Raw genomic sequence first — 14,044 nt, 5'->3', positions numbered from 1 at the left:
TACTGCCCCCAACAACATACACGAATAGGCTCGAAATGAACGCTACGCGCTTTAACAAACTGTCCTTGGCCATTGGCCTGTCCATTGCGACCACCTCCGCACTGGCCAGTCCCCAAGCCTTTATGTCATCACGCTCGTTTGCAATGGGCGGCACCGGGATCGCCGTCGCCGCACCATCGGCCGCACCGAGCACTAACCCGGCCATGATGGCGTCGCAACAACACGGCTGGTCGGATGACTTTGGATTGATGCTGCCTTCCGTTAACGTTCGGGCGGCGGACGAAGAAGAGACAGTTGATCAGGTTGACGACATTCAAGATGTGATTGACGAATTTCAGAATCTAGATCGCTCATCGAACCCTCAAGAAGCGCGCAACCTGGCAAAAGATCTACGTGAGCGATTGAACAACTTCGACAAGGATACTGTCCGAGTTGACGCAGGGCTCGGCTTGGCCTTTGCGATTCCTACGGGCTCTATTTCCGTTGGTTTTATGACGAACGCCAATCTACGCGCGACTGTCCGAGGCGAGTTCGATGAGGACGACAATGCCTACCTAGAGCGCCTGGAGAACGCGACTACTGCGGAGCTCCTTGTTGCTGATCTGGACCGCGATCTGAAATCCCGCGGCCGAATCCTGGCCTCCGCAGTGGTTGAAGCCGGCATCAGTGTAGCTAAAACGATTGAGCTAAATAACGGAAAAAGCTTCCAGTTGGGTGTGACTCCAAAATACGTCGAACTTCGCACCTTCCAATACACCGAGACCGTCTCCAGCTTTGAAGACGACGAATTCGATGGCGACGACTACCAAACCGAAAAAAGCGGCTTTAACCTGGACATCGGCGCAGCCTACGCGTTCGGTGAGCAAAATGAATGGAACGCCGGCGTCGTGGTGAAAAACCTGATTCCGATGGAGCTTGATTCGGCACAAAGCCGGCCCGCACTGGAAGAGAAATACACCCTAGAGCTCAACCCCATGGTCACCGCGGGCATCGCCCACAAAGGTGCTTACCATGTGGTAACGGCTGAACTGGATTTGACCAAGAAAGAAGCCTTCGGCTACGAAGACGACACCCAATGGCTGGCTGTGGGTGCCGAGTTTGATGCCTGGCGCTATGCCCAGTTACGTGCCGGTGTTCGCCACAACCTGGCCAGCAACAGCGACAACGATGGCATTGAGGAAAGCACCCAGTTCACCGCGGGCTTCGGTCTGAACGTACTCGGTGCTCGCCTGGATATCGGTGCTCTATACAGCAGCGCAGATGTGGGTGCCGCGATCGAGTTTGGTGCGGCCTTCTAAGCGGCCTTAATCTTCTCGGGGGCACGCTCGCTGCCCCCGAACCAATCCCCCTTCCCTCCGGATTTGCGTCACGTCCATAACACATCGATAATCCCGCCTAAGATTTCAGCCAACATGGCATTCAATACCAATGAGGGCGAACAACATGGACATCTACCTTGTGGGCGGCGCAGTGCGCGATGGGCGGCTGGGCATTCCGGTCAAAGATCGCGACTGGGTTGTGGTCGGCGCCACCCCGGAGGCCATGACGAAAAAAGGCTACCGCCAAGTGGGCGCAGATTTCCCGGTGTTTCTGCACCCCGAAACCGGCGAAGAATATGCGCTTGCCCGCACCGAGAGAAAACAAGGTCGAGGCTATCACGGTTTTACCGTGTACAGCGCTCCGGACGTGACCCTTGAAGAAGATCTGAAGCGCCGCGACCTCACCATCAATGCCATGGCGGAGCGCGAAGATGGCACCTTAGTCGATCCGTTCAATGGTTCAGCCGATTTAGAGCAGAAAACGCTACGGCACGTTTCCGAAGCGTTCGCAGAAGACCCACTGCGCATTTTAAGAACAGCCCGTTTCGCGGCACGCTTCCACCCACTCGGGTTCACCATCTGCACCGACACTATGGCGCTTATGCGGGAAATGATCGGTAGCGGTGAGTTAGAGCATCTGGTGCCGGAACGGGTGTGGCAAGAGGTTCAGCGCGCGCTGCATGAAAAGTCGCCCACCGTGTTTTTTAAAGTACTGCATGAACTAGGCGCATTGGACATTCTAATGCCGGAGCTAGCCAACACGGGATGCTTTAATGCCGGCCTTCAAGCGTTGCAATGCATGAGCGCAAAAAACAACACAACCGCCCAGCGATTCGCGGCATTACTAAGCGCCCTGCCGGAGCCAGAAGCCAACGCCAGAGCAGTGGCCATGAAAAGCCCGAACGACTGCCGGGATCTCACCCGGCTTGTGTGCCTGTCCACAGACTGGCTTTCACAACACAACGACGCTGCTCCGCCCCCTGAAAGCGTGCTGGACATGTTTGACCAGACCGACCTATGGCGCAGGCCCGAGCGCTTCGAGCTGCTATTAGCTACGCTCACTTGCACGCCCCAGCAGCAACATGTGCAACCTTTGAAACTCGCGGCTGAATCCGCAAAGGATGTAAACCCGCAAGATTTGCTGAAACAAGGTTTCAAAGGCAAAGAACTGGGCAACGCCATTCGTAGCGAGCGGCTCACTCGTATCACGCAGGCTTTGGCCCCATAACTCGACTTTGGTGGTTTTGGCGCACTCGGGCTTTCCCGCTACAATAGCTGCCAATAAATCATATTCCGGGGCAGCCGGCCGGCTGAACCTGCATTTATACAACGGAGAGTTTCCATGCGTGATGTTGTCATTGTTGCCGCAAAACGTACCGCCATTGGCAGTTTCGGAGGCGGCCTGTCGAGTGTTCGTGCTGACCAACTGGGCGCGGCAGTTATCAAGGCTTTGATGGAAGACACCGGCGTTGCCGGCGAGCAAATCAACGAAGTCATTCTCGGCCAGGTACTGACAGCCGGTAGCGGCCAGAATCCGGCTCGCCAAGCCAGCATTCACGCAGGGCTGCCCGCCTCTGTTCCGGCTATGACCATCAACAAGGTTTGCGGCTCCGGCCTGAAAGCCGTTCACATGGCGGTTCAGTCCATCCGTTGTGGCGATGCCGAGATGATCATTGCCGGTGGCCAGGAGAACATGAGCCAGGCGCCCCACGTGCTGCCAAACAGCCGCAACGGCCAGCGCATGGGCAACTGGAACATGGTAGACACCATGATCACCGACGGCCTGTGGGATGCCTTTAACGATTATCACATGGGCATCACCGCCGAGAACATTGTTGAAAAGTACGGCATCAGCCGTGAAGAACAGGACGAATTCGCCGCCGCATCCCAGCAAAAAGCCGTTGCTGCACAGAACGATGGGCGCTTTGACGGCCAGATCGTTCCTGTGAGCATCCCACAGCGCAAAGGCGACCCGATTGTGGTGGATAAAGATGAATGCCCACGGGAAGGCGTATCTGCTGACAGTCTTGCCAAGCTGCGCCCTGCCTTCAAGAAAGACGGCTCTGTCACTGCCGGCAACGCATCCTCGCTGAACGACGGTGCGGCCGCGGTGATGGTTTGCAGCGCCGAGAAAGCAAAAGAACTGGGTTTAACGCCTCTGGCCACGATTAAAGCGCACGCCAACGCCGGTGTTGATCCAACCATCATGGGCACTGGCCCAATTCCTGCCAGCCAGCGTTGCCTCGAGCGTGCCGGCTGGACCGCCGCTGACCTGGATCTGGTCGAAGCCAACGAAGCCTTTGCGGCACAAGCTATTTCAGTGAATCGTGATATGGGTTGGGACACCAGTAAGGTGAACGTTAACGGCGGTGCCATTGCCTTGGGTCACCCCATCGGTGCATCCGGCTGCCGGATTCTGGTTACCCTGTTGCATGAAATGCAGCGCCGTGATGCCAAGAAAGGTCTTGCCACCTTGTGCATCGGTGGCGGCATGGGCGTCGCCTTGGCTGTAGAGCGCTAAGGCGGGTGTTACACGTTGTCTTGTACGAGCCGGAAATACCGCCGAACACCGGCAATATTATCCGGCTTTGCGCCAACACCGGTTGCCAGCTGCACCTGATTGAGCCTTTGGGGTTCTCTCTCGAAGACAAGCAGATGCGCCGGGCCGGGTTGGACTACAGCGAATACGCCACGGTAAAGATCCACAAAGATTACGCGAGTTTTCTGGAAACAGAGCGTCCCGAGCGGCTGTTCGGGCTCACGACCAAAGGCACTCGTCATTACCATGAAGTTGCCTATCAGGATGGCGACTATCTGATGTTTGGCCCTGAAACTCGCGGATTGCCGGTAGAGGTTCGTGAAGGACTGGAAGCATGCCACCGCCTTCGGGTACCTATGCAACCCGATAGTCGTAGCCTGAACCTGTCCAATACGGCGGCTTTGGTGGTTTATGAAGCCTGGCGCCAATTGGGTTTTCCCGGCGCAAGCTGAACATTTCGTCCAGACATAAAAAAACCGGCATGATTAGCCGGTTTTTTTTATATCTGGGCGTGCGAAACACTTAGTGCGTTTGCTCTGCCCCGGCCTCGCCGGCCGCTTCTTCCTGCTTCTTTTTCAACGCTTGGGCGTAGATAGCATCGAAGTTCACCGGGGCCAGCATCAGGGCCGGGAAGCTACCTTTACCTACAGCACCGTCGATGGCTTCGCGAGCATACGGGAACAGGATCGTCGGGCAGTAAGCGCCCAGCATCTGACCAAGCTGCGGACCTTCGATACCGGCTACCATGAATACGCCGGCCTGCTGAATCTCAACAATGTACGCAACTTTTTCGCCCAGCTTGGCAGTGACGGTCATCGACAGCACTACTTCGTACTGATTGTCGCTGACTTTGGTGTGAGAGGTATTCAGGTCCAGATTTACCTGCGGCTTCCACTGCTCCTGAAACACCATCGGCGCATTCGGCGATTCAAAAGAGAGGTCCTTCACGTAAATACGCTGAAGGGCAAACTGGGGTTGGTTCTGGTTTTCGTTGCCTGCGGCTTGCTGATTCTCAGCCATGATCCGTCCTTTCGTTTTTATTTCGTAGCATGGGCACCGCGCCCATTGTCCTAGTCACGCTTTGCCGGGACAGTCTAGCGCCTGCCCACGACAAGTAATGTGAAACAGTGCGATAGATCGCCGATCAGATCAAGCCCTATTACTTCTTGACCACGGGCAGGTTATTGGCTTTCCAGTCAGCGATCCCGCCGTTCAGGCGCACGACTTCTGAAAACCCGGCTTCTTTAAGCTGTTTAACCGCCATTGCAGAGTGCTGCCCCATTTTGTCCACCACCACAATCTGCTTTTCTTTGTGCTTGTTCAGTTCGTTTAAACGATCTTTCAAGCCACTTAGCGGAATGTTGATCGAGCCGGTGATGCGCCCCTCGCCGAAGTCCTTGCGGTCGCGAATATCCAGCACTACGGCTTCTTCCCGGTTGATCAAAGTAACTGCGCCCTGGGCTGAAATCTTTGCGCCACCACGGCGAGATTCAAGGGCCAGAATCGCCAGAATCAGCGCGACAAAAATTGATACCAGAATGTAGTGATTAACAACGAATTCAAACAAACGATCCATGGAGCGCTACCCTGAAAATTAGTTTGGCCGGATTATACACACCCACACCCGCTCAAAGAAGGCGGGCAGCCTCGAGCGTTACTGCGTGGCCTGCGCAAATGAAAACGGTTACAATCTACCCCACTTTTTATTCGTTCAATCTACAACCAACCGGACAATACAATGACCGCGACGCGCAAGCCCACTGCACTGATTATCCTCGACGGCTGGGGCCACCGTGACCCGGCTGAAGACAACGCCATCTCGAACGCCAACACCCCGTTTTGGGACAAACTCTGGCAGAACCAGCCGAAAACCCTGATCAACACTTCAGGTATGTTTGTCGGCCTGCCTCAAGGTCAGATGGGTAACTCCGAAGTTGGCCACATGAACCTGGGCGCCGGCCGGGTGGTGTATCAAAGCCTGACGCGCATCGACAAAGATCTCGAAGACGGTGAGTTCCAGAACAACCCTGCCCTGTGCAATGCCATTGATAAAGCCGCCAACAACGGCAAAACGGTGCACATTATGGGCCTGCTGTCTCCCGGCGGTGTTCACAGCCACGAAGATCATATTCTGGCTGCTGCAGAACTTGCCGCCGCACGCGGTGCAAAAGAAGTGTATATCCACGCGTTCCTCGATGGCCGCGACATGCCGCCACGCAGCGCTCGCCCGTCACTGGAAAAAGCCGCTGCGAAAATGGAAAGCCTCGGCGTTGGCCGCGTTGCCAGCATCGTCGGCCGTTACTATGCCATGGACCGCGATAACCGCTGGGACCGTGTTGAAAGCGCCTACAACGTCATGACTCTGGGCGACGCAGAATTCACCTGTGCCGACCCGCTCACCGCACTGGACCAGGCCTATGAGCGCGGCGAGAACGACGAGTTCGTGAAAGCGACCCGCATTCATAAAGAGGGCCAGGCAGAAGGCACCATCAACGATGGCGACGCCGTTCTGTTCATGAACTTTCGTGCTGACCGCGCCCGGGAAATGACCCGCACCTTCGTAGAGCCGGATTTTGACGGCTTCGATCGCCGCAAGCATCCGGAACTGGCCGATTTTGTCATGCTGACCGAATACGCCGCCGACATTAAAACCTCTTGCGCCTACCCACCGGAGCAGCTCACGAACGGTTTGGGCGAATACATGGCGAAACTGGGCAAAACCCAGCTGCGCATTTCCGAAACTGAAAAATACGCCCACGTGACCTTCTTCTTCAACGGCGGTATGGAAACACCGTTTGAAGGCGAAGACCGTATTCTGGTGCCATCTCCGAAAGTCGCCACCTACGACTTGCAGCCGGAAATGAGCGCACCCGAGGTCACCGACAAGCTGGTGGAAGCTATCAAGAGCGGTAAGTACGACCTGATCGTGTGCAATTACGCCAACGGCGACATGGTTGGCCACACCGGCAAGCTGGATGCGGCCATCAAAGCGGCCGAATGCCTCGACCAGTGCGTTCAGCGCGTGGTTGAAGCCCTGGACGAAGTCGGTGGTGAAGCACTGATCACGGCCGACCATGGCAACTGCGAGCAGATGACTGACCCTAACTCCGGTCAGGTTCACACTTCTCACACCATTGGCCCCGTACCGCTGGTCTACACCGGCCCGCGCGCCATCACCCTGAAAGACGATGGCAGCCTGAGCGACATCGCGCCCACACTGCTGACGCTGATGGGCGATAAAGCGCCGGAAGAGATGACAGGCCAAAATCTGGCTGAAATAGGCTGATTGGTATAACGGCGAGTATTTTGAAACGTCTTATTGTATTGGCGCTGGCCCTCTCTTTGGGGGCTGCGCCTTTATCTGCCGAGCAAGACGTCACGCCCGAACAGGTTGAAGCGCTGAAGAAGCGCATCGCCAACATAGATGAGTGGCTGGCCGATGCCGAAGAAGACCGCTCCAAACTGGAACAGCAGCTCGCCAACACCGAGCGAAACATCAGTAAACTCACCCGGGAACGCCGGGAACTGCGCCAGCAAGCTGCCGAGCAGAAATCCCGCCTGCAGGCGTTAAAGAAGCAAGAAGCCGAACTCACCAACACCCTGAACGTTCAGCGCCAAGGCCTGATGAAACAAATCCGGGCCGCCTGGATGGAAGGCGAAGCCCCTGCCCTGAAGGTCTTACTGAACGAAACCGAGCCGGGCAATCTTGCCCGCACCATGACCTATTACGAGTATCTGAGCAAAGATACCGTTGAGCGACTGGAAGCCTTCCAGAAGAGTCTTCGTGAACTCAAAGCAGCGCGTGCGGAAGTACAGGCCACACGGGTAGAGCTGGCCAACACCGAAGCCAGCCTTGAACAGCGCCAAAACCGTCTTGCCGAGAGTCGCAAAGAGCGAAGCAAAACCCTGGTAGCCCTAAAAGCCGACATCAAAGAACGTCGCAGCGAAAAGAAGACCTTGGAAGCCGATCAGGAACGGCTCGAAAAACTGCTGAAGGAAGTGCAGGAGGCCATCGCCAACATCCCGTCTCCCAACGAGTCGCGACCGTTCGAGTCACAACGCAGCAAACTGGGCTGGCCCGTGCAGGGCACAGTCGCCAGCCAATACGGCGCCCTGTACGCCGATGGCAAACTGCGCCGCAACGGCATGATCATCAACACCCGGGAAGAAGCCGAAATAACCGCGGTACACCATGGCCGGGTTGTTTTTGCCAACTGGCTGCGCGGCTTTGGCTTGATGACCATCATCGATCACGGCGATGGTTACATGACTCTGTACGGGCACAGCAGTAGCTTGTTCACGTCCCCCGGTGACTGGGTTACCCCGGGCCAAACCATTGCTTTGGCGGGTCGTACCGGAGGCACCCAGGACCCGGCGCTTTATTTTGAAGTGCGTAAAAACGGTAAACCGGTCAATCCGCGCACCTGGCTGAACAAACTTTAAGCTGAGAACTGAAAGGCTGACAAACGTTCTTGTGAACGCCATACTGTGGCAAACAACTTTCCCGCCCAACTATTGGAAACAAAACAGGATATGTGAATGAAACGGGTCCCAAGCTCTCTCCAGATTTCACCATTACGCTCTCTCGCACTCGTGGCCACCTGTTTTTTTACCCTTCCCGGACTGGCGTTTGCTCAAGACAACGACACCCAGCCTCATGAGGTAATACAAGGGCTGCAAGACGGGCAACGAGTTGAACTGAAATTACCGGACCCGGAAAAACAGCTACCACTGGAAGATCTGCGCAAATTCACCGAAGTTTTTGCCCGTATCAAGGGCGCCTACGTTGAAGAAGTCTCCGACCGCGAGCTGCTTGAAAGCGCGATCAAAGGCATGCTTTCCGACCTGGACCCGCACTCAACCTATCTCGCCCCGAAAGACTACGAAGAGCTTGAAGAAAGCACCTCCGGCGAGTTTGGCGGATTGGGTATTGAAGTGGGCATGGAAAATGGCTTCGTCAAGGTGATCTCACCCATCGACGACACACCAGCCCAGAAGGCCGGGGTACAAGCTGGCGACTTAATCATCAAACTCGACGAAAAGCCGGTGAAAGGCATGTCGCTGGAAGAAGCCGTTAATCTGATGCGCGGCAAGCCCGGCACAGTACTCACCTTGACGATCATGCGTGACGGCCAGAGCGCACCGATCGAAATTGATGTCACCCGCAACATCATCAAAGTCACCAGCGTGAAATCCCGCATGCTGGAGAGCGGTTACGGCTACGTTCGCATTACCCAATTCCAGGCTGAAACCGGCCGCCAGTTCCGGCAGGCTCTAAGCAATCTGGAAGAGGATTTTGGCAGCGATCTTAAAGGCCTTGTCATCGACCTGCGCAACAACCCCGGCGGGGTACTCCAAGCCGCCGTTGAGGCCTCGGATGCTTTGCTCGACAGCGGCCTGATTGTCTACACAGAAGGCCGAATTCAAAGCTCCCGTCTGAGATTCAGCGCCAAGAAAGGCGACCTGATGGAAGGTACTCCGATTGTCGTTCTGATTAATGGCGGCTCCGCTTCAGCTTCGGAAATTTTGGCCGGCGCGCTGCAAGACCACAAACGCGCGGTTGTGATGGGCACCCAGTCCTTCGGCAAAGGCAGCGTGCAAACCATCATCCCATTGGATGAAACCCACGCCATCAAGATGACCACTGCGCGCTACTTCACACCAGACGGCCGCTCGATTCAGGCGAAAGGCATCACACCGGACATTGAAGTCCGGCCTGCAGAGCTGACCGAACTGGACAGCCGCCCGTTCTTTACCGAAGCGGACTTAAGTGGCCACTTGGAGGGCGAAGATGAAGGCAAAGCCCGCCAGCAGCGTGAGGAAAATGAGCAGGCACGGGCATCCTCGAAAAACCGGGATTACCAGCTACAGTCCGCTCTGAACCTGTTGAAAGGCATGAGCATTCTGTCTGACACCAGGGACAGCAAACAGTGAACAAGCGTGTCGTCAGCTTTTGGCTAGCAGCGGTATTGGCTCTCGGTTGCAGTACCGCATACAGCGCTGCACCCGCGGAAGCCTTGCCGCCAACCATCGCCATTATCATTGATGACGTAGGCCACAACCTGCATGAAGGCCAGCGATTGGTGCAGCTGGACCAGCCGCTGACCCTGGCGTTCCTGCCCTATCGCCGCCACACCGTGCGCCTTGCCAAAGAGGCCTTCTCTAATAACAAAGAAGTTATGCTGCACGCGCCCATGGCGAACACCCGCAATTTCGATCTGGGCCCGGGCGGACTAACCCCCGACATGGACGAAGCTGCAATAACCACCACACTCCGGCGCGCACTGCAGTCCATCCCCCATGTAACCGGTGTCAACAACCACATGGGCAGCCTGCTCACCCAGCAGATGCAGCCTATGGAATGGGTGATGAAAGAATTGAGCCGCTACCCGGTTTACTTTGTGGATAGTCGCACCATCGCCAGCTCCGTCGCCGGGAGCATGGCCAGCTCTTATCAAATCCCGAGCCTGACCCGCGACGTATTTCTGGACCACGAACAAACCGTAGAATTTGTGGATCAGCAATTCCAGCGGCTGATCGAAACCGCCAAGAGAAAAGGCACCGCTATCGGCATTGGCCATCCGCACACCGTCACTGTGGACTACCTGGAAAAGCATTTACCGGAACTGGATGAGCAAGGTATTGCTATTGCGACCGTCAGAGGTATTTGGGCAATTCGCAATAACAATCGGGAGATGTTTGCCGAAGGCGAAAAACAGGTCATTCGACCTGCTTACGCCAAGAGCAATTAATCGCGGACTTCGATGCCCTGAGCCTTCATAAAGGCTTTAGCTTCGGGAATGGTGTGCTGGCCAAAGTGGAAGATAGAGGCTGCCAATACGGCATCTGCGCCCCCCTGAGTAACGCCATCAGCCAAGTGCTGAAGCTCCCCCACTCCGCCCGAAGCAATCACCGGCACGGATACCGCATCGCTGATCGCACGAGTTAGACCTAGATCGAAACCGATCTTGGTGCCGTCACGATCCATACTGGTCAGCAACAGCTCACCCGCACCCATTTCGACCATCTTCACAGCCCATTCAACGGCATCCAAACCGGTCGGTTTGCGGCCACCGTGGGTGAAGATTTCCCAGCGAGGCTCTTCGCCTTCGCTACTGACCTGTTTGGCATCAATGGCAACCACTATGCACTGACGGCCGAATCGTTCTGCCGCTTCGCGCACAAACTCCGGATTGAACACCGCAGCCGTATTAATCGACACCTTGTCGGCACCGGCGTTCAGCAGGTTACGAATGTCATCAACGGTGCGAACGCCGCCACCCACGGTCAGCGGGATGAATACTTCAGCCGCCATCCGTTCTACAGTCTCGTAGGTGGTGTCGCGGCTTTCGTGACTGGCGGTGATATCCAGAAAGGTGATCTCGTCAGCACCCTGCTCGTTGTAGCGCCGTGCCACTTCAACCGGATCGCCGGCATCGCGGATATCCACAAAGTTCACGCCTTTAACCACGCGGCCTTTATCGACATCCAGGCAGGGAATGATGCGTTTTGCCAATGCCATGATGCTTCCTCAGTTGTTCAAGCTGTCGCAGTAGGCTTGGGCTTCTGCCACATCCAACGTGCCTTCGTAGATAGCACGGCCGGTGATGGCGCCCAGAATGCCTTTATCTGCCATAGGGGCCAAGCGCTTGAGGTCATCCATGTTGGTGACACCACCGGAGGCAATCACCGGAATGCCGCCCTGCTCTGCCAGTGCAGCCGTGGCTTCCACGTTCACACCCTGCATCATTCCGTCTCGGGCAATGTCGGTGTATACGATGGAGTCTACGCCGTCGTTGGCGAAACGCTTGGCCAGATCAACCGCCATGACCTCGGAAACTTCCGCCCAGCCATCCGTCGCTACGCGGCCGTCTTTGGCATCCAGCCCCACAATGATGTGGCCGGGGAAACGCTTGCACATTTCGGTAACAAACTCGGGTTCTTTCACCGCTTTGGTACCAATGATCACCCATTGAACGCCTGCTTTGAGATAGGCCTCGATGGTTTCGGCTGAACGGATGCCGCCACCAATCTGGATAGGCAGGTCCGGGTATTTCTTGGCAATGGCTTTAACGATCTCACCGTTAACCGGCTCGCCGGCAAAGGCGCCATTAAGGTCAACCAGATGCAAGCGACGGGCGCCGGCTTCCACCCATTTGGTGGCCATATCTACCGGATCGTCTCCGAACACGGTGGAGTCGTCCATGCGGCCCTGGCGCAGTCTTACGCATTTGCCGTCTTTCAGATCGATTGCGGGGATAATCAGCATGTCTCGTTCCCAGCCCGCTTTCAGCGGTTTCCAGTCCAATTTGTGAAGTTTTCAAGCAACTGCAGCCCCGCCCGTGCGCTTTTCTCGGGGTGGAACTGCACTGCAAAGATGTTGTCTTTCGCCACGGCAGCCGCCAGATCGACACCGTAATGGGTGCGGCCAGCCATGTGGGCATTGCCCTCGGCTTCGGCGTAGTAACTGTGCACGAAGTAGAAGCGGTCACCGTCCGGGATGTTGTGCCAAAGCGGGTGATCCATGGCCTGGTGTACCTGGTTCCAGCCCATATGAGGCACTTTCAGGCGCTCACCGTTTTCGGTCAGATTGTCACCGAAGTAACGCACCTCTGAAGGAAACAGGCCAATGCCTTCCACGCCACCGTTTTCTTCACTTCGAGCCATCAGCGCTTGCATACCCACGCAAATGCCCAGAAAAGGGCGATCCTGAGAGACTTCTTTCACCAGCTTATCCACTTCCAAGCGGCGAATTTCAGCCATGCAGTCACGAATGGCACCAACGCCGGGCAGGATCACCCGGTCGGCTTCGCGTATCTGGGCTGCATTGTCGGTAACCAATACGGTGCAATCCGGGGCAACGTGTTCCACGGCCTTGCGCGCAGAGTGCAGATTGCCCATGCCGTAGTCGATGATGGCGACGGTCTTCATGGTGGTTCAGATTCCTGTTGGCAACCGGATTACAGAGCGCCTTTGGTAGACGGCATGATGCCCGCCATGCGCTCGTCCATCTCAATGGTCATGCGCAAGGCACGGCCGAAAGCTTTGTACACGGTTTCAATCTGGTGGTGGGTGTTCTTACCCTTCAGATTGTCGATGTGCACGGTTGTCATGGAATGGTTCACGAATCCGCGGAAGAATTCTTCAAACAGATCTACGTCGAATCCACCCACCACCGCACGGGTGTAGGGAACGTTCATGCACAGGCCGGGGCGGCCTGACAGATCAATCACAACGCGGGACAAAGCTTCATCCAGCGGCACGTAGGCGTGGCCGTAACGGCGAATACCTTTTTTATCGCCTACAGCCTGCTTAAAGGCCTGCCCCAAGGTAATACCGATATCTTCCACAGTGTGGTGGTCGTCAATGTAGGTATCGCCTTTGCAGGTGATATCCAGGTCGATCAAGCCATGGCGAGCGATCTGGTCCATCATGTGTTCTAGGAAGGGCACGCCTGTGTCGAAACAAGCTTTGCCGGTACCGTCGAGATTGATCTCAACGGTGATCTGGGTTTCAAGGGTATTTCGCTCTACCCGAGCCTTACGTTCAGCCATGGAGACTCCGTTGTAAAAACTGGCTTGCTACCGAAAACTTTGATGTTTACGGATTATACCGATTTACACAACAGGAGTCCCGCAATGAGCTGTATCGCCAAAATCAGGCTTAGAACGCGTTTTTCAGGTTGTTCATGTAGGTGTCTACCAAGCTGTTAAATTCGTGCTTGATGACAGGGCTGATAGCAAGTTTTAGCAGGCTTGGCAGAGGGACAGTTAGCGCCGCGCTGGTTTGAAAACGAAGGCCAGTGGTATTCGCATCTTTGGCAGTAATCACCCAAGAGCCGCTCACAACACCATTGCCTTCACCCTTGACGGGCTCCCAGGTGATCTTGCCGGCATCTTTGTCCGCAAAATATTTACACGCGTAAACGGTTTGAATGGCGTGTTTATCCACACCGACTTTTTCCATTTCCCAACGATAGGCGTTGTCACCCAGATCGACCAGCTTTTCTACTTTCGGGAAATGACTGACCGATTCGGGAACATCTGCCAGCAGGTCGAATACTTCGTCATAGCTTGCCTGAATTTCCAGTTCACGGTTCAGCTCGATTGAAACAGTGATAGCCACATCCGACTCCTTGTTATGCTTATTTGCGTGACAGAGCATTTTCCCCGGCACGTTTGCGGTG

At 55.7% G+C, this 14,044-nt stretch carries 15 protein-coding genes; 8 read left to right on the top strand and 7 right to left on the bottom strand.

The features are described 5' to 3' along the window. The first annotated feature begins 35 nt into the window (after nt 1-35). From traF to trmL, 4 genes are all read left to right on the top strand, one after another. Complete coding sequence (gene traF / locus JAO79_RS05265) at nt 36-1,298, top strand: conjugal transfer protein TraF (RefSeq protein ID WP_227664328.1); 1,263 nt, start codon at nt 36-38, stop codon at nt 1,296-1,298. Nucleotides 1,299-1,443: 145 nt separating this feature from the next. Then, complete coding sequence (locus tag JAO79_RS05260) at nt 1,444-2,547, top strand: multifunctional CCA tRNA nucleotidyl transferase/2'3'-cyclic phosphodiesterase/2'nucleotidase/phosphatase (RefSeq protein WP_199006064.1); 1,104 nt, start codon at nt 1,444-1,446, stop codon at nt 2,545-2,547. Nucleotides 2,548-2,661: 114 nt separating this feature from the next. Then, nucleotides 2,662-3,840, top strand: a complete 1,179-nt coding sequence (locus JAO79_RS05255) for an acetyl-CoA C-acetyltransferase (RefSeq protein ID WP_199006063.1) — start codon at nt 2,662-2,664, stop codon at nt 3,838-3,840. 5 nt (nt 3,841-3,845) lie between these two features. Then, nucleotides 3,846-4,310 carry a tRNA (uridine(34)/cytosine(34)/5-carboxymethylaminomethyluridine(34)-2'-O)-methyltransferase TrmL gene (gene trmL / locus JAO79_RS05250; protein ID WP_199006062.1) on the top strand — a complete coding sequence of 155 codons (465 nt, stop codon included), beginning with the start codon at nt 3,846-3,848 and terminating at the stop codon, nt 4,308-4,310. Nucleotides 4,311-4,380: 70 nt separating this feature from the next. Here the strand turns inward: trmL and secB are convergent, their stop codons facing one another. Together secB and JAO79_RS05240 are read right to left on the bottom strand one after the other, a co-directional pair. After that, complete coding sequence (gene secB, locus JAO79_RS05245; RefSeq protein WP_114334462.1) at nt 4,381-4,878, bottom strand: protein-export chaperone SecB; 498 nt, start codon at nt 4,876-4,878, stop codon at nt 4,381-4,383. Between the two features lie 139 nt (nt 4,879-5,017). After that, nucleotides 5,018-5,434, bottom strand: coding sequence for a rhodanese-like domain-containing protein (locus JAO79_RS05240; RefSeq protein ID WP_199006061.1), 417 nt, complete (start codon nt 5,432-5,434; stop codon nt 5,018-5,020). Nucleotides 5,435-5,596: 162 nt separating this feature from the next. On the opposite strand from JAO79_RS05240, the gene gpmM reads away from it, so the two are divergent. The 4 genes from gpmM (at nt 5,597) to JAO79_RS05220 (ending at nt 10,610) form a co-directional block, all read left to right on the top strand. Next, on the top strand, nt 5,597-7,144 hold the full coding sequence (gene gpmM, locus JAO79_RS05235; protein WP_199006060.1) for a 2,3-bisphosphoglycerate-independent phosphoglycerate mutase: 1,548 nt from the start codon (nt 5,597-5,599) through the stop codon (nt 7,142-7,144). Nucleotides 7,145-7,161: 17 nt separating this feature from the next. Then, complete coding sequence (locus JAO79_RS05230; RefSeq protein ID WP_413785050.1) at nt 7,162-8,301, top strand: murein hydrolase activator EnvC family protein; 1,140 nt, start codon at nt 7,162-7,164, stop codon at nt 8,299-8,301. 96 nt (nt 8,302-8,397) lie between these two features. Next, entirely contained in the window at nt 8,398-9,792 is a 1,395-nt protein-coding gene (locus tag JAO79_RS05225) for a S41 family peptidase (protein ID WP_265091607.1), read from the top strand. A 35-nt stretch (nt 9,793-9,827) separates the two neighbouring features. Then, nucleotides 9,828-10,610 (top strand): divergent polysaccharide deacetylase family protein, encoded by a 783-nt coding sequence (locus tag JAO79_RS05220; RefSeq protein WP_265091634.1) that lies wholly within the window; start codon nt 9,828-9,830, stop codon nt 10,608-10,610. Here the strand turns inward: JAO79_RS05220 and hisF are convergent. From hisF to JAO79_RS05195, 5 genes are all read right to left on the bottom strand, one after another. Then, a complete protein-coding gene (gene hisF, locus JAO79_RS05215; RefSeq protein ID WP_199006058.1) occupies nt 10,607-11,380 on the bottom strand; it encodes an imidazole glycerol phosphate synthase subunit HisF in 774 nt (257 codons plus the stop codon). The two genes, JAO79_RS05220 and hisF, sit on opposite strands and share 4 nt — an antisense overlap. A 9-nt stretch (nt 11,381-11,389) precedes the next feature. After that, a complete protein-coding gene (gene hisA, locus JAO79_RS05210; RefSeq protein ID WP_199006057.1) occupies nt 11,390-12,127 on the bottom strand; it encodes a 1-(5-phosphoribosyl)-5-[(5-phosphoribosylamino)methylideneamino]imidazole-4-carboxamide isomerase in 738 nt (245 codons plus the stop codon). 20 nt (nt 12,128-12,147) lie between these two features. Beyond that, nucleotides 12,148-12,789: an imidazole glycerol phosphate synthase subunit HisH gene (hisH, locus tag JAO79_RS05205; protein WP_199006056.1), complete on the bottom strand. Its 642-nt coding sequence runs from the start codon at nt 12,787-12,789 to the stop codon at nt 12,148-12,150. Between the two features lie 29 nt (nt 12,790-12,818). Continuing rightward, nucleotides 12,819-13,412, bottom strand: a complete 594-nt coding sequence (gene hisB, locus JAO79_RS05200; RefSeq protein WP_199006055.1) for an imidazoleglycerol-phosphate dehydratase HisB — start codon at nt 13,410-13,412, stop codon at nt 12,819-12,821. 109 nt (nt 13,413-13,521) lie between these two features. Further along, on the bottom strand, nt 13,522-13,983 hold the full coding sequence (locus JAO79_RS05195) for an SRPBCC family protein (protein ID WP_199006054.1): 462 nt from the start codon (nt 13,981-13,983) through the stop codon (nt 13,522-13,524). Between the last annotated feature and the right edge of the window lie 61 nt (nt 13,984-14,044).

The sequence above is a fragment of the Marinobacter litoralis genome, from assembly GCF_016427555.1.
GTDB lineage: Bacteria > Pseudomonadota > Gammaproteobacteria > Pseudomonadales > Oleiphilaceae > Marinobacter > Marinobacter litoralis_A.
This window is presented reverse-complemented; position numbering and strand designations above follow the sequence as displayed.

Excerpts from the sequence above, each read along its gene's own strand:
- traF (WP_227664328.1), top strand. The coding sequence starts at position 36 with ATGAACGCTACGCGCTTTAACAAACTGTCCTTGGCCATTGGCCTGTCC.
- JAO79_RS05260 (WP_199006064.1), top strand. The coding sequence starts at position 1,444 with ATGGACATCTACCTTGTGGGCGGCGCAGTGCGCGATGGGCGGCTGGGC.
- JAO79_RS05255 (WP_199006063.1), top strand. The coding sequence starts at position 2,662 with ATGCGTGATGTTGTCATTGTTGCCGCAAAACGTACCGCCATTGGCAGT.
- secB (WP_114334462.1), bottom strand. The coding sequence starts at position 4,878 with ATGGCTGAGAATCAGCAAGCCGCAGGCAACGAAAACCAGAACCAACCC.
- JAO79_RS05240 (WP_199006061.1), bottom strand. The coding sequence starts at position 5,434 with ATGGATCGTTTGTTTGAATTCGTTGTTAATCACTACATTCTGGTATCA.
- gpmM (WP_199006060.1), top strand. The coding sequence starts at position 5,597 with ATGACCGCGACGCGCAAGCCCACTGCACTGATTATCCTCGACGGCTGG.
- JAO79_RS05225 (WP_265091607.1), top strand. The coding sequence starts at position 8,398 with ATGAAACGGGTCCCAAGCTCTCTCCAGATTTCACCATTACGCTCTCTC.
- hisF (WP_199006058.1), bottom strand. The coding sequence starts at position 11,380 with ATGGCATTGGCAAAACGCATCATTCCCTGCCTGGATGTCGATAAAGGC.
- hisA (WP_199006057.1), bottom strand. The coding sequence starts at position 12,127 with ATGCTGATTATCCCCGCAATCGATCTGAAAGACGGCAAATGCGTAAGA.
- hisH (WP_199006056.1), bottom strand. The coding sequence starts at position 12,789 with ATGAAGACCGTCGCCATCATCGACTACGGCATGGGCAATCTGCACTCT.
- hisB (WP_199006055.1), bottom strand. The coding sequence starts at position 13,412 with ATGGCTGAACGTAAGGCTCGGGTAGAGCGAAATACCCTTGAAACCCAG.